Below are 22,364 nucleotides of genomic sequence, written 5' to 3'. Positions count from 1 at the left end.
TATATCACATAACATATGAGAAGTCATTCATATGTTATGCATTTTAAATAAGAATATATATCAAAATAGCAAAAGAACCTCTTATACAAAATGTATATATCCATCAGGTATAACAGTGTATAAGAGGTTCTTTAGATTTACAGGAAAATAATTATCTTAAACTATTATCAAGACTAGCTCTCAACTCTTAACCTTTAGAGGCTAATAATTGATTTACTACTGCACGCAATTCATCTAAGCCTTGTTTAGTCTCAGCCAATTCTTGTCGTTGACGTTCATTTTCAGCTTCTAATGTATTTAGACGTGCTGCTTGATTAGCAATAACAGTTTTTTGATTACTATTTTCTTTTTTGAGACTAGATACTTCATCTTGCATTACATAGACAGAGCTAATAGGACCTGCTTTATAACGTTCTGGAATAGCCTCTTTTCTTTCACGACTACCACCAAATTTATGTGTTACACCTGCATTTACCATGTTATGACTAGTACCAAGTGAAACGCCTACGTTGAACATAGTATCTTCAGTTCGGTAGTGAGCAATACCGATAGCACCCGCAGTTTCACCACGGTAGTTACCAATACCAGCCATAATTTGAGTTGGTTCCAATGGATCGTATTGAATTGGTTTCAACGCTGCCATAGCTGCCGCATGAGCACCCACACGTTGTGTTTCAGTACCTACACGATTAACAGCTTCTTGTAAACCAGCATTAGATGCTTTCAATTGGCTAACATTTACTGCATCAGTATCATCTGTGCCAGGCGCTACCCCATGAATTTGCTTACCACCATTATTTAAGCCGTCTACAGTGAGGGATACAGGGCTAGCTGTTGCATCTGCTGGAGTAATAGTCATGCCACCACCCTTAATTACAGTAGAATTGCCAGCTGCATCTTTCACAGTTGTACCTGCAGGGGTAATCTTAGTAGATACACCGTTTTCATCACCTACGGTAACACTGTTTAAACCTTTCAAGTCTTTAGCCAAGCCATATGTGAAAGTAGTTCTATCTTGGTTAACTACAAGATTATCACCAGCTTGGAATTTTACAGTATCTCCACCTTGTACTTTTTCAACGGTACCGCCAGCAGCTGTTACATTCCATGCAGATATATCTTTAACTTGTTGTTTACCAGCATCTGTTAAGTTGCTCAAGTCTTGATTTGCTGCATTATCGATTTTACCTTTAGTCACATCATCGAGTTTAACAGTGACATCGTCGCCATTAGCAACAGTAGTAAGACCATTTTCCCCTTTAACATTGAATTTCACATCACCTGTGCTCAAAGACTTTTCATCGGTAGAACCAGAGTTACCACCTAAAGAAATCTTGCGAGCAATGGCTTCTGTATTTTTATCAATATTAGCTTTATTGGTTGCAATATCGCCAGCATTTTTAGTGATTGCCAATTTGTTATCAGCAATATTCTGTTTATTCGTCGCAATATTATCTTTATTGGTTGCAATATCAGCAGCATTTCTATCAATTGCAGCTTTATTATCTGCAATATCTTGTTTGTTTGTAGAAATATTGCCTTTATTGGCAGCAATATCAGCAGTATTTTTGCTAATTTTATCCTTATTGTCAGCAATATTGGCTTTATTTTCTGCTACTTGATTATCAACTTGTTTCAATTGATCTTCTGTGGCTGCACGACCGCTTACAGGTTGTGTTTGACCAGAAATCCATTCTTTATTAGTCAAGCCTGTCACTTGAGGGGTCTCTACCCCTTCTGTAGCTTTCACTTTTGGTGCGGTAATTGTTTGATTTGCTTTTACAGTATTGAAAGTTACGTCTTGTTTAGTAGCAATTGTGAAGTCTTTACCATTTTGAGTAATGGAAATATTATCACCATCGATAAACTTAACTGTGTTGCCACCTTCAACTTTTTCGGCAGTATTACCATTAGCTACTACATTCCATGCGGATAAATCTTTAACTTGTTGTTTACCGGTATCTGTTAAGTTGCTCAAATCCGTATTTGCTGCATTGTTGATTTTATTAGCCGTAGCATCATCTAATTTGACAGTTACATCTTCGCCATTAGCTTCAGTAACAATACCATTCTGACCTTTAATATTAAATTTTACATCACCTGTGCTCAAGGATTTCTCATCGGTAGACCCAGTATTACCACCTAAAGAAATCTTGCGAGCAATGGCTTCTGTATTTTTATCAATATTAGCTTTATTGGTTGCAATATCGCCAGCATTTTTAGTGATTGCCGCTTTATTATCAGCAATATTCTGTTTATTCGTCGCAATTTTATCTTTATTGGTTGCAATATCAGCAGCATTTCTATCAATTGCAGCTTTATTATCAGCTATTTTTTGTTTGTTGTCTGCAATAGCCTCTGCATTTTTACCAATCTTATCTGTATTATCAGCAATATTGGCTTTATTTTCTGCTACTTGATTATCAACTTTCTTCAATTGGTCTTCTGTGGCTGCACGACCAGATACAGGTTGTGTTTGACCTGGAACCCAAGCAGTGTTAGTCAAGCCAGTTACTTGAGGTGTTTCAACCCCAGTTGTCGCTTTTACTTTTGGCGCTGTAATTGTTTGTGTAGCTGTTACTGTATCAAAAGTTACATCTTTCTTAGTAGAAACGGTGAAGTCTTTTCCATTTTGAGTGATGGAAATGTTATCACCATCGATAAACTTAACAGTGTTGCCACCTTCAACCTTTTCAGCCGTTTCATTATTAGCGACTACGTTCCATGCTGCTAAATCCTTAACTTGTTGCTTACCGTCAGGAGTCAAATTACTCAAGTCTCGATCAGCTGCATTATCGATTTTGCCTTTAGTCGTGTCATCAAGTTTAACCGTTACATCGTCGCCATTAGCAACAGTAGTAAGACCATTCTCACCTTTAACATTGAATTTCACATCACCTGTACTCAAGGATTTTTCATCAGTAGAGCCAGAGTTACCACCTAAGGAAATCTTACGAGCGATAGCCGTAGTATTTTGAGCGATATTAGCTTTATTAGAAGCAATATCACCAGTATTTTTATCAATTGCTGTTTTATTATCGGCTATTTTTTGTTTATTGGTTGCAATATCTCCTTTATTTGTTGCAATATCACCAGTATTTTTATCAATTGCTGTTTTATTGTCGGCAATTTTTTGCTTGTTCGTTGCAATATTGTCCTTATTAGTAGCAATATCCGTTTTGTTTGTCGCAATATCGCCAGCATTTTTATCAATTGCAGCTTTATTATCAGCTATTTTTTGCTTGTTATCTGCAATCTTATCCTTATTGGTAGCAATATCGCCAGTATTTTTATCAATTGCAGCTTTATTATCCGCGATATTGGCTTTATTTTCTGCTACTTGATCATCAACGTGTTTCAATTGATCTTCTGTGGCAGCACGACCAGATACAGGTTGTGTTTGACCTGGAACCCATGCAGTGTTAGTCAAGCCAGTTACTTGAGGTGTTTCAACCCCAGTTGTCGCTTTCACTTTTGGCGCTGTAATTGTTTGTGTAGCTGTTACTGTATCAAAAGTTACATCTTTCTTAGTGGAAATGGTAAAGTCTTTACCATTTTGAGTAATGGAAATGTTATCACCATCGATGAACTTAACAGTGTTGCCACCTTCAACCTTTTCAGCCGTTTCATTATTAGCTACTACATTCCATGCTGCTAAATCTTTAACTTGTTGCTTACCGTCAGGAGTCAAGTTGCTCAAGTCTCGATCAGCTGCATTATCGATTTTACCTTTAGTTGCATCATCGAGTTTAACAGTCACATCGTCACCATTGGCAACCGTAGTAAGACCATTCTCACCTTTTACGTTAAATTTCACATCACCTGTGCTCAAGGATTTTGCATCAGTCGAACCAGAGTTACCACCTAAAGAAATCTTACGAGCGATAGCGGTAGTATTTTGAGCAATATTAGCTTTATTTGTTGCAATATCACCTACATTTTTATCAATTGCAGTTTTATTGTCAGCAATTTTTTGCTTGTTGTCTGCAATAGCATCAGCATTTTTACCAATCTTATCTGTATTATCAGCAATATTGGCTTTATTTTCTGCTACTTGATCATCAACTTTCTTCAATTGGTCTTCTGTAGCTCCACGACCAGATACAGGTTGTGTTTGACCTGGAACCCATGAAGTGTTAGTCAAACCTGTTACTTGAGGTGTTTCAACACCAGTTGTCGCTTTCACTTTTGGTGCCGTAATGGTTTGGTTAGCGGTTACTGTATCAAAAGTTACATCTTTCTTAGTGGAAATGGTGAAGTCTTTTCCATTTTGAGTAATAGAAATATTATCACCATCGATAAATTTAACAGTGTTACCACCTTCAACCTTTTCAGCAGTCTCATTATTAGCGACTACATTCCAAGCTGCTAAATCCTTAACTTGTTGCTTACCGTCTGGAGTCAAATTGCTCAAGTCCCGATCAGCTGCATTGTCGACTTTACCTTTAGTTGCATCATCGAGTTTAACAGTCACATCATCGCCATTAGCAACCGTAGTAAGGCCATTTTCACCTTTTACGTTAAATTTCACATCACCAGTGCTCAAGGATTTTTCATCGGTAGAACCAGAGTTACCACCTAAAGAAATCTTACGAGCGATAGCGGTAGTATTTTGAGCAATATTAGCTTTATTTGTTGCAATATCACCTACATTTTTATCAATTGCAGTTTTATTGTCAGTAATTTTTTGCTTGTTCGCAGCAATATTGTCCTTATTAGTAGCAATATCCGTTTTGTTTGTCGCAATATCGCCCGCATTTTTATCAATTGCAGTTTTATTGTCAGCTATTTTTTGCTTGTTATCTGCAATAGCATCAGCATTTTTACCAATCTTATCTGTATTATCTGCGATATTTGCTTTATTTTCTGCTACTTGATCATCAACTTTCTTCAATTGGTCTTCTGTAGCTCCACGGCCAGATACAGGTTGTGTTTGACCTGGAACCCAAGCAGTGTTAGTCAAGCCAGTTACTTGAGGTGTTTCAACCCCAGTTGTCGCTTTTACTTTTGGCGCTGTAATTGTTTGTGTAGCTGTTACTGTATCAAAAGTTACATCTTTCTTAGTAGAAACGGTGAAGTCTTTTCCATTTTGAGTGATGGAAATGTTATCACCATCGATAAACTTAACAGTGTTGCCACCTTCAACCTTTTCAGCCGTTTCATTATTAGCGACTACGTTCCATGCTGCTAAATCCTTAACCTGTTGCTTACCGTCAGGTGTCAAATTGCTCAAGTCTCGATCAGCTGCATTATCGATTTTGCCTTTAGTCGTGTCATCAAGTTTAACAGTCACATCGTCGCCATTAGCAACAGTAGTAAGACCGTTCTCACCTTTAACATTGAATTTCACATCACCTGTACTCAAGGATTTGTCATCAGTCGAACCAGAGTTACCACCTAAAGAAATCTTACGAGCGATAGCCGTAGTATTTTGAGCAATATTAGCTTTATTAGAAGCAATATCCCCTTTGTTTGTAGCAATATCGCCTGCATTTTTATCAATTGCCGTTTTATTGTCGGCAATTTTTTGTTTGTTGTCTGCAATAGCATCAGCATTTTTACCAATTTTATCTGTATTGGCTGTGATATCAGCTTTATTCGTTGCAATGTCACCAGTATTTTTATCTATTGCAGTTTTATTATCAGCTATTTTTTGCTTGTTATCAACAATAGCATCAGCATTTTTGCCAATTTTATCTGTATTATCAGCAATATTGGCTTTATTCTCTGCTACTTGATCATCAACGTGTTTCAATTGATCTTCTGTGGCAGCACGACCAGATACAGGTTGTGTTTGACCTAGAACCCATGTAGTGTTAGTCAATCCTGTTACTTGAGGTGTTTCGACCCCAGTTGTCGCTTTCACTTTTGGCGCTGTAATAGTTTGAGTAGCTGTTATCGTATCGAAAGTTACATCTTTTTTAGTGGAAATGGTAAAGTCTTTACCATTTTGAGTAATGGAAATATTATCTCCATCGATGAATTTAACAGTGTTACCACCTTCAACCTTTTCAGCAGTCTCATTATTAGCAACTACGTTCCAAGCTGCTAAACCCTTAACTTGTTGCTTACCGTCAGGAGTCAAATTGCTCAAGTCTCGATCAGCTGCATTGTCGACTTTACCTTTAGTTGCATCATCAAGTTTAACAGTCACATCGTCGCCATTAGCCACCGTAGTAAGACCATTTTCACCTTTTATGTTAAATTTCACATCACCTGTACTCAAGGATTTTTCGTCGGTAGAACCAGAGTTACCACCTAAAGAAATCTTACGACCGACAGCTGTCGTGTTTTTGTCGATATTAGCTTTATTAGTTGCGATGTTATCTTTGTTAGTTGAAATGTCAGCTTTATTTGTAGCAATGTCACCAGTATTTTTATCAATTGCAGTTTTATTATCAGCTATTTTTTGCTTGTTCGCAGCAATATTGTCTTTATTGGTAGCAATGTCTGTTTTGTTTGTCGCAATATCGCCTGCATTTTTATCAATTGCAGCTTTATTGTCCGCAATCTTTTGCTTGTTATCGGCAATATTATCTTTATTCGTAGCAATATCTGTTTTGTTTGTCGCAATATCGCCTGAATTTTTATCAATTGCAGTTTTATTGTCTGCTATTTTTTGCTTGTTATCAGCAATAGCATCAGCGTTTTTGCCAATCTTATCTGTATTATCAGCAATATTGGCTTTATTCTCTGCTACTTGATCATCAACGTGTTTCAATTGATCTTCTGTGGCAGCACGACCAGATACAGGTTGTGTTTGACCTGGAACCCAAGCAGTGTTAGTCAAGCCAGTTACTTGAGGTGTTTCAACGCCAGTTGTCGCTTTCACTTTTGGCGCTGTAATTGTTTGTGTAGCTGTTACCGTATCAAAAGTTACATCTTTTTTAGTAGAAATAGTAAAGTCTTTACCATTTTGAGTAATGGAAATGTTATCACCATCGATGAATTTAACAGTGTTACCACCTTCAACCTTTTCAGCCGTTTCATTATTAGCGACTACATTCCAAGCTGCTAAATCCTTAACTTGTTGCTTACCGTCAGGAGTCAAATTGCTCAAGTCTCGATCAGCTGCATTGTCGACTTTACCTTTAGTTGCATCATCGAGTTTAACAGTCACATCGTCGCCATTAGCAACCGTAGTAAGGCCATTTTCACCTTTTACGTTAAATTTCACATCACCAGTGCTCAAGGATTTTTCATCGGTAGAACCAGAGTTACCACCTAAAGAAATCTTACGAGCGATAGCGGTAGTATTTTGAGCAATATTAGCTTTATTTGTTGCAATGTCAGCCTTGTTTGTTGCAATATCACCTGCATTTTTAGCGATTGCAGTTTTATTTGTATCAATAGCAGTTTTGTTAGCTTCAGCTTTATCGTCAACTTTTTTCAATTGAGATACATTAACAGCATCTTTATCAGCGATACCATCTGCTACATTCGTAACTTTCAAATTCCCAGCATTAATACCTTTGTCACCATCAATTTTTACAGTTTCATTACCGCCAGCATTATTGAAAGATGCACTGTTTAATTTAGAAAGATCTTTTTTCAAGGCTACAGAGATTTTCTTATCATTTCTAGCAACCGTAATATTATCGTCACCAGAAAAATCTACTGTATTTCCTTTTTCAACGGCTACTGGTGTAGCTTCGCCATTAGCAGAAAGGTTCCAGCCGTATTTATTTTGGTTGATTGCTTGATTAATTGCATTAGCTACGTTAGCAGAATCCGCCATACCAGCAGTTGCTGTAGCGCTACCATTTGCTACTGTAATATCTTGCTTTTTACCAGAAACTGTTATTTTCTTACCATTAGCTGTAGTTGTAATGTATGTATTATCACCATTTACAACTAATTTACTATTAGCAAGATTCACATCACCTGAACCAGTATCACCTGTAAAAGCTAGATTAACACTCTTTAACTGTGCCACGTTTACTGCATCTGTATCAGCAGTACCTGCAGCAACATAATTAATTTGACGTGTTTGGTTTGTCGTACCAACAGCAACACCACCTAATTTAGATGTTAAGGCAGCACCACTTAAATCAGCATATGTATCTGTACGACTAGCATTAACATTATATCCCACTACACCTGAAGCAATATCAGCTGTAGATTTTGAGCCAACAGCTACACCATCTACTACTTTACCTCTAGCGCCATCACCAACAGCTACAGAACGGCTTGCAGATGCGTCTGTTGCGGCATTTGGACCAATAGCAATGGAATTAGTTGCCGTAGCACCAGTATTATCTTTATTAGCAACATCAGAAGATTTTATAGATATATATTTATAAGCGATTTGATCTACAATAGCACTAAGTTGGGAGCCATTAATTGCATCTGTGGAAGTAGCACTTACTTCACCAGGAGCCACGTGTTTCAACTGACGCTCATACCCTTTAGAACCAAAAGATACGACGTCACCTGGCAATGTTTTATCACCACCAGCCCAGGAAGCAACAACGTTATTTGGCAATGTATAGCTAGATTGTTTTGTACCACCTACATCAGTATTAGAACCACCACCGATGGCAATAGCATTATCACGATTTGCCCTAGCCCCTGTACCAATAGCAATAGCATTTGTTACATCATTATTAGCTTGTCCAGTAGCACCAGTAGAGGTTCCCGGTAAACGATCCTTCGCATTTGCACCAGTACCAATTGCAATTCCTACATTACCAGACTGACCTTTCATACCTAATGTGATACCAGATTCGCCAGCCGTCGCCGCTGTATATAGCGGATTTCTCATATCAAAGCCTGTTAAGCTTTGAACAGCACTACGCAAATCTCCAGTCTTATTCTCACCATTATTCGTAGTATAAACAACTTTTATACCATCAGCTTTAACTACATCATCGCCACCAATAACAATAGAAGAGTTACCTTGAGCTATTGTATTTCCCCCAATGGCGATTGCTTGCTCCCCAATTACTCTTGCACCTTCATTAGTCTGGTTACCGCCACCAATAGCGATCCCTTGTGGACTACCAGCCGCAACACTAGCGTTAGAGCCAATAACAACAGAATTTCCACCAGCAGCTGATGCATTATAACCGAAACCTACAGCTTTATCTCCCTTAACAGAAGCACTTGGCCCCAACCCTACTGCTGAAGCAGGTAAGCCAGCAGGCACATCATTTGACGCCATAGAGATGCTAGCATTAGTCATTGCTAATGCAGCCAAGATGGCTGCTACAACAATTTTCTTTTTGCCGCTATTATTCTTAGCGAACTCAGATACTACTACGTAACAATTTTTTGATTTGCTCCAAATCACTTTGAAAATCTTATTCATATTTTCTCCTATAAACTATATTAATGCTCCCGCTATGTTTCTTCATATGGTAAATCATATGAGAATTTCAATATTTTCAATATGTTAAGTATATCAAAACCTTTAATACACTATCAAGCTTTTTCATTTATTTTTCACAATTATAGGCATTACAAAAACAGCGTAGCAATGGGCTTTATAGTGATTCATGTCACAAATCTATATAAAATATGGGCTTATTTTATACCATACCGAAGAGATAAAATGAATATAAACTCATAATCAATTATTTAAATTTCGTTTATGAGATTATATGTACTAAAAAAACTTGTGTTTAACTAGATATTATGGACTTAGTTACATGTCATCACTATAGACATAATTAATTCATTAAATTTTTATAAAACTTTATGTGTCCTCCCTTAATCAGTGATTGAGTTACTACACCTTTCAAAAAAAATATGCTCAGATTATTATCGATTAAGTTAAGCCTCTTATAGATCACTATTATCTTGTTATACAGCATTTAACGTATCATGTATTGCTTTTAGATTATTATGCTTCAATTTTTATCAACATTTAATTGAGTTCATCTTATATTACATAATAAAAAGCTATCTCATAGAAATGACAATCTACGAGATAGCTTTATTACTAAATTGTATAATTAAATTAGGGAACAAACTAGCGTAATTTAAAAACATATAAACTTTGTTCGTGTGCTAATTGTATTCGCTTATATAAGCGTTTCATATAGGTACGATATATTTCTTGTGATTCTTCTACAGAAATAATATCAAAATGAATTCCATCCCCTACTGGCAACTGGCTTAACCTAAGTAAATCGGCGGTAATGACAGTACCAATCTTTGTATAGCCGCCCGTTGTTTGTCGGTCTGCCATGAGCACTATAGGATTGCCATCTGACGGAACTTGAATAGAACCAAAAACAGCTCCATCGGAAATAATATCCGCACTCTCTATATGCTCTATAACAGGGCCATCTAAGCGGAAGCCCATGCGATCACATTGTACGGTCAATGTATATATTTTACTACCAAAGGTCTTAATCCCTTTCTCGGTAAAATACTTTGCTTGCTCTCCTAGTACTACACGCAAAGGTTCGTGACACTCACGACCACCGCGGTTATATAAAGCGGTATTGAATAATTTATGAGTTCCATAGAAGTCACACACATGCACTTTGTCTCTAGTAAATGTATTAATGCAAAATTGATCACCTGCTTGTAACGGTCTCCCCTCAATACCACCTATCTTAGCCTTTGTATGAGTCGATACGCTACCGTTAATAGCGGGAACATCAATACCACCTGAGAAGGCAATATACATGCGCACGCCACATTGGCTAAAGCCGCCAGAAATGATATCGCCTTCGTGACATATAAAAGGTATATATCGAGGCACTACTACATTATTAATCGTAGGGTGCATATCAGCGCCCGTGAAAGCAACGATACATGTACCTTGGACGGTTAACGTAGGTGGCAATACGGTGCACTCTAATGCACCGAAAGGAGTCGTATTACCTACAAGTGCTTGTCCTAAGAGATAGCTTTCACTATCCATAGGACCAGCCACAGGCATACCATATTGTTGAAAGCCAACGCGGCCAGAATCTTGAATCGTAGTGTACATCCCTGGCGCATCTACGCGGATTAAAGCAGCCTTAAACTCATTTATACCCACGCAACTCACCTACCTCTACTTCATACATAGACGGAATATAATTACTTCCTAATAGTTTAATTCGATGGAACTCATTCTCATTGATAGACACATAACGAACGTAGTCTCCGGCTTGCAATAGTGCAGCTTGTTTCTTAGACATGTCATACATAGTCACAGGTGTGCGTCCAATAATCTGCCAGCCTCCAGGAGATTCTGATGGATATGTACCAGTCTGTTCTCCTGCAATACCTACAGAGCCGGCAGGAATCAAAGTTCTTGGTGAAGACAACCGCGGCGTTGCAATGCGTGGATCCATGCCACCTAAATAGGTAAATCCAGGAATAAAGCCTAGCATATAAACTAAATAATCTGTACCACTATGAATGGATACAACCTCAGCTTCACTTATATGATTGTAAGAGGCTACAAAGCCTAAATCTGGACCAAACTCACCACCATATACGGTAGGTATTTCAACAATCATAACACGTTCAATTACGCTGTCTGTTACAGATTCTTGTAATATAGGATCAAGAATTCTACAAATGTCTGAATACGTATATACCATTGCATCATATTGAACAAGCAATGCACAGTATGTAGGAACTAGTTCAATAATTCCATCTAGCTGTAAGACTTTAATCTGCTCTATAACTTGTCGGATTTGTCGATTAATCTTTGGATCGATTACTTGACCAAAATCAATAGAGATAGCGCAATCCCCTACAGGTGAAATTGTAGGTTTCATATGTACCTCCTGCTATAACTAGAAAGGACCATCACATTCAAGCCGAACGTAATGGTGCTTTCACAGATAATTAATTAACCTAGTAACTTAGCAATGCCTTTTAAAGATGTAACACCAATATAAGATGTTACAAGTACTACAATCCAACCGGTATAATATAAAAGTTTATTGTGTTTGTATGCCCCTACGATTTCAGATTTATGAGTAGCAACGAGCATAACTGCCAACGTAACAGGCAGGATCAAACCATTTACAGAGCCCGCTAAAATCAATAGAGATACTGGTTTGCCAATAAAGATTAAGATACATGTAGAAATAAAGATAAATGCCATAATAGTCAATTTTTCATTTCGTTCTACAACCTTAAACAATGTTTTTAAGAAGGATACTGATGTGTAGGCAGCCCCTACTACAGAGGTCAATGCGGCACAGAAGAACACTATACCGAATAATTTATGACCGATTTCACCAGCGCCGAGAAGAAACGCAGAGCCTGCTGGGTCTTTAGAATCTAGCACAAAGCCCATGGATACTACACCTAAAACGGCTAAGAACAATAACACTCGAACTAATGCATCTACAGACATCCCCATAATTGCTGCACGACGTACATCTTTTAAATGCTCTTGACCTGTAATACCTGCATCAATGAGGCGGTGACCACCAGAAAATGTAATGTAACCACCTACAGTGCCCCCAATAAGTGTAATCGTTGCTAACCAAGGTACATGCTCTGGAATCACAGAATGAGACAAGGCTTCTCCTACTGGTGGGTTCGTAGAGAATGCTACGTAGGCGATAAGAACAAGCATAACAGTACCGAGTACTTTAGCCGTATTATCTAAAACACCACCCATCTTCTTAGATGTAAATAGTAAGATACCTAAGATACCGCTAATAGCGGCCGCTGTTGTTGTGTCGATACCAAATATAATATTGAGGCCCATAGAAGCACCACCAATATTACCGATATTAAAGGCCAAGCCACCAAGGGAAATTAAAAATGCCACTATATAACCAAGGCCTGGCAATACCTTATTCGCAATATCTTGACCACGCATTTTGGATACACCAATAATCGTCCACACATTAAGCTGTGCAATAATAGAGAAAATAACGGATACAACGATAGCAAATGCAAAGTCTGCTTTCAACTCATTTGTAAATGCTGCCGTTTGTAACATAAAGCCAGGTCCAATGGAAGACGTGGCCATTAAGAAAGCTGCCCCTAATAGGACAGAGAAACTCGCTTTACCTGTAATTGGTTTCATAGGAACCTCCACATATAATAATTAATCTATGCCATACTTATTGCTTAAAGCGCATATTTACATTTAATACTTACTTTTAATACTTATATTTGCATTTTCTGTTGTTATTTATTACGCATTTATTTTAATGTATTTAATAGTGTTATCGGTGTTGAAAATTCGCCACCGTTACACCAGCTTTTGTGAGCCCTTCCCGAATATACCTTGTGAAAGCTATCGCTTCTGGGTTATCACCATGAACACATACGGAATCGGCCACAATATCAATGGTCTTCCCCGTATTAGTAACAACCTTACCCTTTGTAACCATCATAAGAACTCGGTCTAAAGCCTCTTGTGGGTCTTTAATGAAAGCACCTACTTCTGTACGAGGGACCAATGTTCCCTCCTCTGTATAGCCACGATCGGCAAACACTTCCTGTATAACAGGAATACCTCGTCGCTGTGCCTCTTGAGCAATATAGCTACCACTCAATACCATGGCTGCAATAGTAGGATTTACCGCTTGTAAACCATCTAAAATTGCATCGGCTAGTACAGGTGTAACACAGGCTGTATTGTAAAAAGCACCATGTAATTTCATATGTTGTACTGTAAGTCCATGACTATCACAAAAAGCTTGAAGTGCACCTAGTTGGTACATCATATAGACTTTTGCCTCAGCAGGATTTACTGCCATCACACGACGGCCAAATCCCATCAGATCTGGATAACCAGGATGTGCCCCTACGGCTACGCCCTTTTCTTTACATATTCGGACAGTCGCATCCATAATAATAGGATCTCCAGCATGCCAACCACAAGCAATATTAGCACTTGTTACGTGATTTAATACTTCACTATCCATGCCTAATGTATAGTTACCAAAACTTTCGCCTAAATCACTATTTAAATCTACATAATGAGACATATACTATTACCTCTCCATCTTCATCTATTTTATAAATTCTATAGAATATCGAATTTAATGATACGATTATACTAAATAAATCGATGTGTTAGCAATGATTTTTATCATGTATACAAAATTCTTTTATAACTAAAAAACCACAAGATTTTAATCTTGTGGTTTGTATGTAAACTCAATTTTTTATCTGACTCTACTATATCCAGTCATAAGCTCATAAACCGTATTTTGTAAATTATCCGACTCTGTTATTTCAGAGACGGCACAAATAAAATCGGGATGCGCTTGCCAAACGATATCAGCATTTGTCGTTTTAATGCCCCCAATGGCGACAATGGGAACCTTACTAAACTTCTTTGCCCAATATACATAAGAAATCCCTACAGGATTAGCATTGGGTTTTGTCTGTGTAGAAAAAATAGGCCCTACCCCAATGTAATCAATAACACCTGTATATCTGTTTGCCGCTTTTAGATCGGATATACTATGAGTTGACCACCCAATCAACATATTAGGCCCTACGATTCGTCTTACCGTATTAGGGGGCAAATCATCTTGCCCAATATGAACACCATCAGCATGTACAGCCAACGCAAGATCAACATAATCATCAATAATTAATAGTGCATGATAATCAGAGGTCAACCGCCTCAAAATCATAGCCTCCTGATATCGCAGAATAGGCGTTTTTCCCTTTTCACGATATTGAATAATTCGTATCCCTGCACTTAGCATGTCTTTCACAAGAGGAATCACATCTCGAGTACCGCCCGTAATTCCATATATAGGGCAAGCATTCATTGCCTCTGTCAATTTATCTTTTCTGTCCACTTATTTCACCTCATTAGACATAGTCTTTTCTAGTAAAAGTGATAACGCTAGATCCGCCTGTTTTGCAGCAGCAATAGCCACACGTGGTGCATAAGGATACGCATTGTCTACACCGGAATGCTCGTCACCAACAATATATAAATTTTGACCTAACTTTTTAGTTCGTAACGCATCGGAATTACCTATTCCAGCCAATCCGGATACCATGATTTTAGGTACATCTACTGAGATTGTAGCCTCTAAGAACATAGATTTAGCTTCTACCGCATCAAAGGCTTCTATCAAAATATCGGCGTTTTTATAGATTTCAAGTATATTCTCGATTGTCAATTTATCCTTATAAACCGTAACGATAACATTTGAATTAATGGCAGTTAACACATCTTGTAAAGCCTCTACCTTATACTGCCCCACATGATGCGAAAAATAGTATTGTCGATTTAGATTACTTAGCTCTACAATATCATAATCTGCAATAATCAGATTTCGAATACCACTACGTACAAGATTAACAGCACAATTGGATCCCAATCCGCCAGCACCTAAAACGCCTACTACTGAATTCTGCAATTTACGAAACTCCTCAGGACTATAGAAGTGAGATATAGCCGTTTCAAATTCGTTATTCATATGAGCCATACACATGTCTCCTCATAGTGTCTGCCAATCTTTATAAATGGGTTGGTATCCATTATTTTCGAGCATTGCAGCCATTTCACTTACACTACGATTATCACTGATTGTAAATTGGCTAGAATCATCTTGTTTTGTATGTCCTCCTACAGAGGTCGTTACGCCAGCTGAAAGTTTTGTAATCCCCAGTCTCACCAGATTATCACGCATATACTTGCTTTCACGAGAGGAAAGTGTAATTCCCACACGGGGGAACAAAAGACGCAAAGCCAAAATATATTGAACTAATGCCGTATCATCTACAGGATATTTTGGTGAATAACCTACTGCACAAGGTCGAATTCTTGGAACGGAAACAGATAATTCTACATCTAAATAATGTTGCATAAGATAATTAAGATGTAACATCGTTTTGTATGCCTCTCTATGCCATTCATCAAGCCCCATTAAAGCACCAATATTGACTACTCTAAATCCAGCCTGACAAGCCAACTCAGGCGTATCAATACGCTTTGCAAAATCACTCTTAGGCCCAAATGGATGTAATTGCGCATACAAAGTCGGATTATATGTCTCTTGGAACATCGTCATTCCATCTGCTCCAACTGCGACTAATCCTTTATATTCCTCCAGCGTAAGCGAATACACCTCAATACTAACGCTACTAAAAATAGGAACCAATTTTTCTACGGCGGCCTGTATATACGACGGTGGACTGCAGGATTTAGACTCACCAGTTAGCACCAAAACTTGTTCTAATCCCGTTTCAGCAATCGCTTTCGCCTCAAACTGAATATCGTCTAAACTTAGTTTTTCACGAGCAATCCCACTATGATGGCTATATCCACAATACACACAACCATTGTCGCAATAGTTTGAGATGTACATAGGTGTGAACAGCTGTATAGTATAACCAAATTGCTGTACCGTCCGTTCATGAGCTAACTGCGCCATATTTTCTAAATATGGTAGGGCTTGAGGTGATAATAGAATAAGTGCATCATCAATATCAAGTACTGCTTTAGAGAGCGTTGAAAGTATTTCATCGTCAGTTACAACATCTAATGTTTTAGCTATATCTTCGTCAGAAACTCTTGAAAGCACATCTAAAAATGACATATTCTCACCTTACTTTCGCAAGAAACCAGTTAACGGAGAAGATGCACTGCCTACCAACTTCTTAGGTGCACATTTTGCTAGATATGCCTTACGTCCAGCCTCTACGGCATGATAAAAAGCCTCTGCCATACCTACTGGATCTGAACTCGTAGCAATAGCCGTATTAACAAGAACAGCACTAGCTCCCATTTCCATAGCTATTGTTGCATCGGAAGGTCTGCCTATTCCCGCATCAACAATAATTGGCACATCAATAGAGTTGATTAAAATTTCTATCAATCCTTTTGCTTCAAGTCCACGATTGCTACCAATAGGCGAAGCGAGGGGCATAATACAACTAGCACCAGCATCTACTAGTCGCTTTGCATCCATCAAATTAGGACTCATATAAGGAAAGACGATAAACCCTTCCTTTGCCAACACTTCAGTAGCTTTAATAGTCTCTAAATTATCGGGCATCAAATATATCTGATCTTGAATGACTTCAATCTTAATCAAATTACCACAGCCTAATGCTTTTGCCATACGTGCAATGCGTATAGCCTCATCTGCATTTCTAGCACCCGATGTATTCGGTAATAAATGCATTCTATCGGGGATATAGTTTAATATATCCTCCTCGCTTTGTGTTGTACCTACTCGCCTAAGAGCAACTGTCACAATATCTGATTGTGATGCTACTAATGCATCATGCATCAAATTATAGGATGCATATTTCCCTGTCCCCACTAACAAGCGACTAGAAAATGTTGTATTACCTACAGTAAATGAATCCAACATATCAACCACCTCCTACAAAGCTAACGATTTCTAATCTATCAGCAGCCATTAATTTAGTGGTTGTATACGTTTCCTTACTAAGAATCTCGCCATTAAGCTCAACTACAAAGTGTTTACTGGCATACCCTAATTCGTTAAGAACCAAATGAAGTTGCTCGTTTGAAACCTGCTTTGGCTCTCCATTAACAATCAAATCCATAATAGCCTCCCATATGAAAAAGCTTATAAAATATCAATATATTCTTCTTGTAAAGCTTTATTCATACTGCGTACAGCACAAAACTTGCCACACATCGAACAGGTTTCACTATGATCTTTCTCCGGTGCTCTACTTTCACGAATAGAACGAGCCCGTTCAGGATCAAGGGCACAAGCATATTGTGCCTCCCAATCGAGAACTTGACGTGCTTTAGCCATAGTGTCATCTATATCTCTTGCATTAGGAATACCACGAGCAATATCTGCAGCATGCGCCGCTATTTTAAAAGCCATAATTCCATCTTTTACATCATCTGCATTTGGTAAGGCTAAATGTTCCGCTGGTGTAACATAGCACAAGAAGGACGCACCATGCATACCCGCTACAGCGCCACCAATAGCAGCCGTAATATGGTCATAGCCTGGAGCAATATCTGTTACGAGCGGTCCCAACACATAGAATGGCGCTCCATCACACAAGGATTCTTGAACTTCCATATTCATTTGTATTTGATGTAAAGGTACATGCCCAGGTCCTTCAATCATAGCTTGTACACCATATTGTTTTGCTCGTTTTGCCAATTCACCAAGCCTTACAAGCTCTTCAATTTGGCACACATCAGTTGCATCCGCCAAGCAACCTGGACGACAAGCATCACCTAAAGACAAAGTAACATCATATTCTTTGCAAATCTTTAAGATTTCATCAAAGTATTCGTAAAATGGATTTTCATGACCTGTCATGCTCATCCACGCAAATACCAAACTGCCTCCACGACTAACAATATTGAGCAACCGTTTATGATTCTTGATTTGATCTATTGTTTTTCTCGTAATACCACTGTGGATAGTAATAAAATCTACACCATCTTGAGCGTGTAATCGGATAGTGTCCAAGAAGTCTTGAGCCGTTAATTCACCCAAATCTTTTTGATGATGAATAACACTATCATAGATAGGCACCGTACCAATCATTACTGGTGATGTCTCGATTAATTTACGTCTAAAAATACGAGTATCACCATGAGTTGAAAGATCCATGATTGACTCTGCTCCAAGTCGAATAGCTCGATTAACCTTTTCAATTTCGCTATCATAATCAGTAACGTCTTTTGATGTACCTAAATTAACATTGACTTTAGTTCTAAGACGCTTACCAATCCCCTCTGGCGAAATGCTAGTATGTTGCCTGTTACAAGGAATAACAACCTTGCCTGAGGCCACTAGGGAACGTAATACCTCTTCATCCATACGTTCTTTTTCCGCGACAACTTTCATTTCCTTCGTAACTACACCAGCCACAGCCGATTCCAATTGTGTCATAAACATTTTACATCCTCCTATATAAAAGACATATATAGTTAGGTATGCAAAAACGGGTATCGAACAAAATGATCGATACCCGTATTAAGTATTAGCGTGCTTCCTACGCGGGCATGATCCCGATCAGGTATAAAGGTCAGGTGCTCGCAGCCCTTTCTCAGCCTATATAATAGGCTCCCTTGCATACTCACTATATAATTATGCTATTAATATTACTACTTTATTCAGATTTGTCAAATGATTATTCCGACACTTTTACGTCTATTATTTATTTCTCAGCCTTATCTTGGTCTTTGCTATCATCGGAATCTGCTTTTTCAGAGATTACAATATGACCATCCTTAACATCGGCAAGCAAGTGTTTAGCATCGATGTGATCCAAGTAGAAATCAGTTACATTATCGCGGATTTCAGATTCGATAACACGACGTAATGGACGAGCGCCCATAGTTTTGTCATACCCTTGTTCCATCAACAATTCTTTAGCTGCATCTGTTACATCAAGAGTGATGTCTTTTTTAGCTAAAGTTTTATTCACTTGATCAAGCATCAAATCTACGATTTTTTTCAAATCTTCTTTGCTCAATTGATTGAACTCGATAACTGCGTTGAAACGGTTCAAGAACTCTGGGCGGAAGAATGGAGCGATACGTTCCATTACATCTACTTTATTTTCATCATCATTGTCATTGCCATAACCGAAACCTGCATTGGATGTAGCGATGATAACAGTATTTTTAAAGTTTACTGTGTTACCCTGACCATCTGTTAAGCGACCATCGTCCAATACTTGTAAAAGTAATGTAATAACTTGAGTGTCTGCTTTTTCGATTTCATCGAATAATACGATGGAATAAGGATTACGACGTACGCGTTCAGTCAATGTGTTAGAGTTATCTTCATAACCAACATAACCAGCTGTAGCGCCGATTAATTTAGATACGGCTGTGCGATCACTATATTCGGACATATCCAAGCGAATGATTGCATCTTTGTTACCAAACATATCTAGAGCTAATTGTTTAGCTAATTCTGTTTTACCAACGCCAGTAGGACCTACGAATAAGAAGCTACCGATTGGACGGTTGCCTTCGTCAAAGCCTGCACGGTTACGACGAATTGCTTTAGATACAGCTTCTACTGCTTTATCTTGACCAATTACATGAGCTTCTAAACGAGATTTCATGTCTTTCAAGCGTTCGATATCGGATGCCCCCATTTGAGATACAGGAATACCAGTCATTCTTTCAACGGCTTCTGCTACATCGTTAACCTTAGCCACTACCTTTTGATTTTCTGTATGGTTATCAAGCTCTGCTTGTAACTTTTGAATACGCATTTTTTCATTAATCGCAGATTCATAGTCTTCTTTTTGAGCATATTCCTCTTGTTTTGCTTTAGCATCAGCAATATCGGCTTCCAATGTTTTAATATCTGTTACAGGATGTTGAGATGCCAAGTGAGCTGCTGTTACATCAATTAAATCAATAGCTTTATCTGGCAAGCTACGTTGTGGAATATACTGTACGGAATAATCTACAGCGGCTTTCAACACCGCATCTGGCAATTCAATGTTATGATGCGCTTCGTACAATGGACGAATGCCTTGTAAGATTTTGAAAGTATCTTCTGCAGATGGTGCATTGACCTTAACTTCATTGAAACGGCGAGCAAGAGCTGCATTTTTCATGATTGTGTTACGGTATTCATCTTGTGTTGTAGCACCGATAACTGTCATTTCACCACGGGACAAAGCAGGCTTCAAGATATCTGCCAAGCCTTTAGATCCTTGACCATCACCTGTGGACCCAGCACCCAAAATTTGGTGAATTTCATCGAAGAACAAGATAATATTGCCTGCGGCTTTTACCTCTTTAATAAGGTTTTGAATGTTTTCTTCGAAGGAACCACGGTATTGAGTACCAGCTTCCAATCCGGAAATATCGATGGAAATGATTTCTTTATTTTTAATAGCTGCTGGAACATCACCATTTACAATAGCTTGTGCCAAGCCTTCTACTACTGCAGTTTTACCAACACCAGCATCACCTACAAGTACTGGATTGTTTTTAGTACGACGCGCCAAGATTTCTGCTGTTTCTTGGATTTCTTTATTACGACCAATTACAGGATCGAGTTTACCATCACGAGCTTGTTGAGTTAAGTTTGTCCCCAAACGAGCAAGGATGCCATCTTGTTTAATTTTACCTTGTTGCGCAGCTTGAGCAGCTTGCATTTCTTCATTAGATGGTAATCGACCAGTTTGACGATAAAACGCAAATTCTTCTGGAGTTACTTCGCGACCATTAATCTTATAACTACGTCGTTCTGTAGAATAACCACCCATATTACCCATCAATTGATTAAACAAATCATTCATGCTAGAAAATTCATTACCAAAGTTGTTAAAGTTGTTGTTCATATATTTTACCCCCTCATACATCATAGAGTTTAACTATTTGACTAATACTATTTTTACTGGGTTTACTTACCCTATGACATTATAATAACCCTTAAAAGTCAAAAAGTCAATAAGTCAAAAGATAAATTTTCAAAATATTTTTGACCTTATATTCTAACAACAAAAAAAGGTTCCGTATTTCAGTTGAGGCTTATCGTCCATCAACTTCCTACGGAACCTTTTTCCTTTACGACATCGGATAACACTACAAGAATGTTATAACAAAATCATCGTTTCAATTACTATATTTAGTTATTAACCTTTAGTTGCTAGTAAACTATTAACCATAGCTTTCAACGATTCGATTTCAGCTTGTTGTTTATCCAATACTTCTTTTTGTCTACTATTCTCTTGTTTCAAAGAGGTCATTTCATCTTGCATCACATAAATGGAGCTGATTGGACCACCTTTGTAGCGTTCTGGTACAGCTTTTTTAGCATCACTGTTACCAAACTTGTGAGTATAGCCGGCATTGATCATATTATGACGTCCACCTACGGAAACACCCACGTTGAACATTGTATCTTCATTAGTATAATGAGCAAGACCTAATGCTGCTGCACTCTTACCACGATAGTTACCATAACCGGCCATCACTTGAGTCGGTTCTAACGGATCATATTGGATTGGTTTCAGCGCTGACATAGCCGCTGCATGAGCGCCTACTCGTTGTGTTTCGGATTCAACATTAGCAATTGCATTAGCAAGCTGAGCATTAGATTTTTTCAATTGTCCAAGGTTAACTGCATCTGTATCTGCTGTACCAGCTGCAACTCCCTTGATTTGATTGTTGCCATTATTCAAGCCTTCAGTAGTTAAAGACACTGTACCAGCATTTGGATTTTGCGGATTAGCAGATGTGATAGTCACGCCAGAGCCATTTACAACAGAAGTATTTCCTGCTGCATCTTTGCTCTTAATAGTGTCACCTTTCATAACAGTGGATGCACCATTATTGTCCTTCACTTCTACACTGGACAAACCATTTAAATCTTTAGCTAATTGTACTTGCAACTTGCCGTCTTTTGCATTAACGCCGATATTGTTATCAGTCAATTTTGCTGCGTCAGCACCACCAACGATTTCAAGTTTTTGATTCAATGTTTTATCGATAA

General features: G+C 38.2%; 13 protein-coding genes and 1 riboswitch. All 13 genes read right to left on the bottom strand.

Translation table 11 applies throughout. The features are described 5' to 3' along the window. Positions 1 to 187: 187 nt before the first annotated feature. Positions 188 to 9,310 (bottom strand): ESPR-type extended signal peptide-containing protein, encoded by a 9,123-nt coding sequence (locus tag NE668_RS09605; protein WP_227037880.1) that lies wholly within the window; start codon positions 9,308 to 9,310, stop codon positions 188 to 190. A 663-nt stretch (positions 9,311 to 9,973) separates the two neighbouring features. After that, positions 9,974 to 10,945 carry a 5-oxoprolinase subunit C family protein gene (locus NE668_RS09600; RefSeq protein WP_371745239.1) on the bottom strand — a complete coding sequence of 324 codons (972 nt, stop codon included), beginning with the start codon at positions 10,943 to 10,945 and terminating at the stop codon, positions 9,974 to 9,976. Positions 10,946 to 10,982: 37 nt separating this feature from the next. After that, entirely contained in the window at positions 10,983 to 11,726 is a 744-nt protein-coding gene (pxpB, locus tag NE668_RS09595; protein ID WP_227037877.1) for a 5-oxoprolinase subunit PxpB, read from the bottom strand. A 74-nt stretch (positions 11,727 to 11,800) separates the two neighbouring features. Then, entirely contained in the window at positions 11,801 to 12,997 is a 1,197-nt protein-coding gene (locus tag NE668_RS09590; RefSeq protein ID WP_227037875.1) for an NRAMP family divalent metal transporter, read from the bottom strand. Between the two features lie 142 nt (positions 12,998 to 13,139). Next, entirely contained in the window at positions 13,140 to 13,907 is a 768-nt protein-coding gene (locus NE668_RS09585; protein WP_004698341.1) for a LamB/YcsF family protein, read from the bottom strand. A gap of 180 nt (positions 13,908 to 14,087) precedes the next feature. Continuing rightward, complete coding sequence (thiE, locus tag NE668_RS09580; protein ID WP_227037872.1) at positions 14,088 to 14,735, bottom strand: thiamine phosphate synthase; 648 nt, start codon at positions 14,733 to 14,735, stop codon at positions 14,088 to 14,090. Continuing rightward, positions 14,736 to 15,374: a sulfur carrier protein ThiS adenylyltransferase ThiF gene (gene thiF / locus NE668_RS09575; RefSeq protein ID WP_227037870.1), complete on the bottom strand. Its 639-nt coding sequence runs from the start codon at positions 15,372 to 15,374 to the stop codon at positions 14,736 to 14,738. It lies immediately after the preceding gene. A gap of 12 nt (positions 15,375 to 15,386) precedes the next feature. Then, entirely contained in the window at positions 15,387 to 16,487 is a 1,101-nt protein-coding gene (gene thiH, locus NE668_RS09570; RefSeq protein WP_227037868.1) for a 2-iminoacetate synthase ThiH, read from the bottom strand. Between the two features lie 9 nt (positions 16,488 to 16,496). Continuing rightward, on the bottom strand, positions 16,497 to 17,267 hold the full coding sequence (locus tag NE668_RS09565; RefSeq protein WP_227037865.1) for a thiazole synthase: 771 nt from the start codon (positions 17,265 to 17,267) through the stop codon (positions 16,497 to 16,499). A 1-nt stretch (position 17,268) separates the two neighbouring features. Then, positions 17,269 to 17,466, bottom strand: coding sequence for a sulfur carrier protein ThiS (thiS, locus tag NE668_RS09560; RefSeq protein WP_227037863.1), 198 nt, complete (start codon positions 17,464 to 17,466; stop codon positions 17,269 to 17,271). Between the two features lie 23 nt (positions 17,467 to 17,489). Then, positions 17,490 to 18,794 carry a phosphomethylpyrimidine synthase ThiC gene (thiC, locus tag NE668_RS09555; RefSeq protein ID WP_227037861.1) on the bottom strand — a complete coding sequence of 435 codons (1,305 nt, stop codon included), beginning with the start codon at positions 18,792 to 18,794 and terminating at the stop codon, positions 17,490 to 17,492. 77 nt (positions 18,795 to 18,871) lie between these two features. Further along, positions 18,872 to 18,979: riboswitch (TPP riboswitch) on the bottom strand. A 77-nt stretch (positions 18,980 to 19,056) separates the two neighbouring features. Beyond that, positions 19,057 to 21,210 carry an ATP-dependent Clp protease ATP-binding subunit gene (locus NE668_RS09550; RefSeq protein ID WP_227037860.1) on the bottom strand — a complete coding sequence of 718 codons (2,154 nt, stop codon included), beginning with the start codon at positions 21,208 to 21,210 and terminating at the stop codon, positions 19,057 to 19,059. A 294-nt stretch (positions 21,211 to 21,504) separates the two neighbouring features. Further along, positions 21,505 to 22,364: YadA-like family protein (locus NE668_RS09545; RefSeq protein WP_256196742.1), on the bottom strand; the 860-nt coding region annotated here is incomplete at its 5' end.

It is taken from the genome of Veillonella parvula (assembly GCF_024461875.1).
Lineage (GTDB): Bacteria > Bacillota > Negativicutes > Veillonellales > Veillonellaceae > Veillonella > Veillonella parvula_I.
This window is presented reverse-complemented; position numbering and strand designations above follow the sequence as displayed.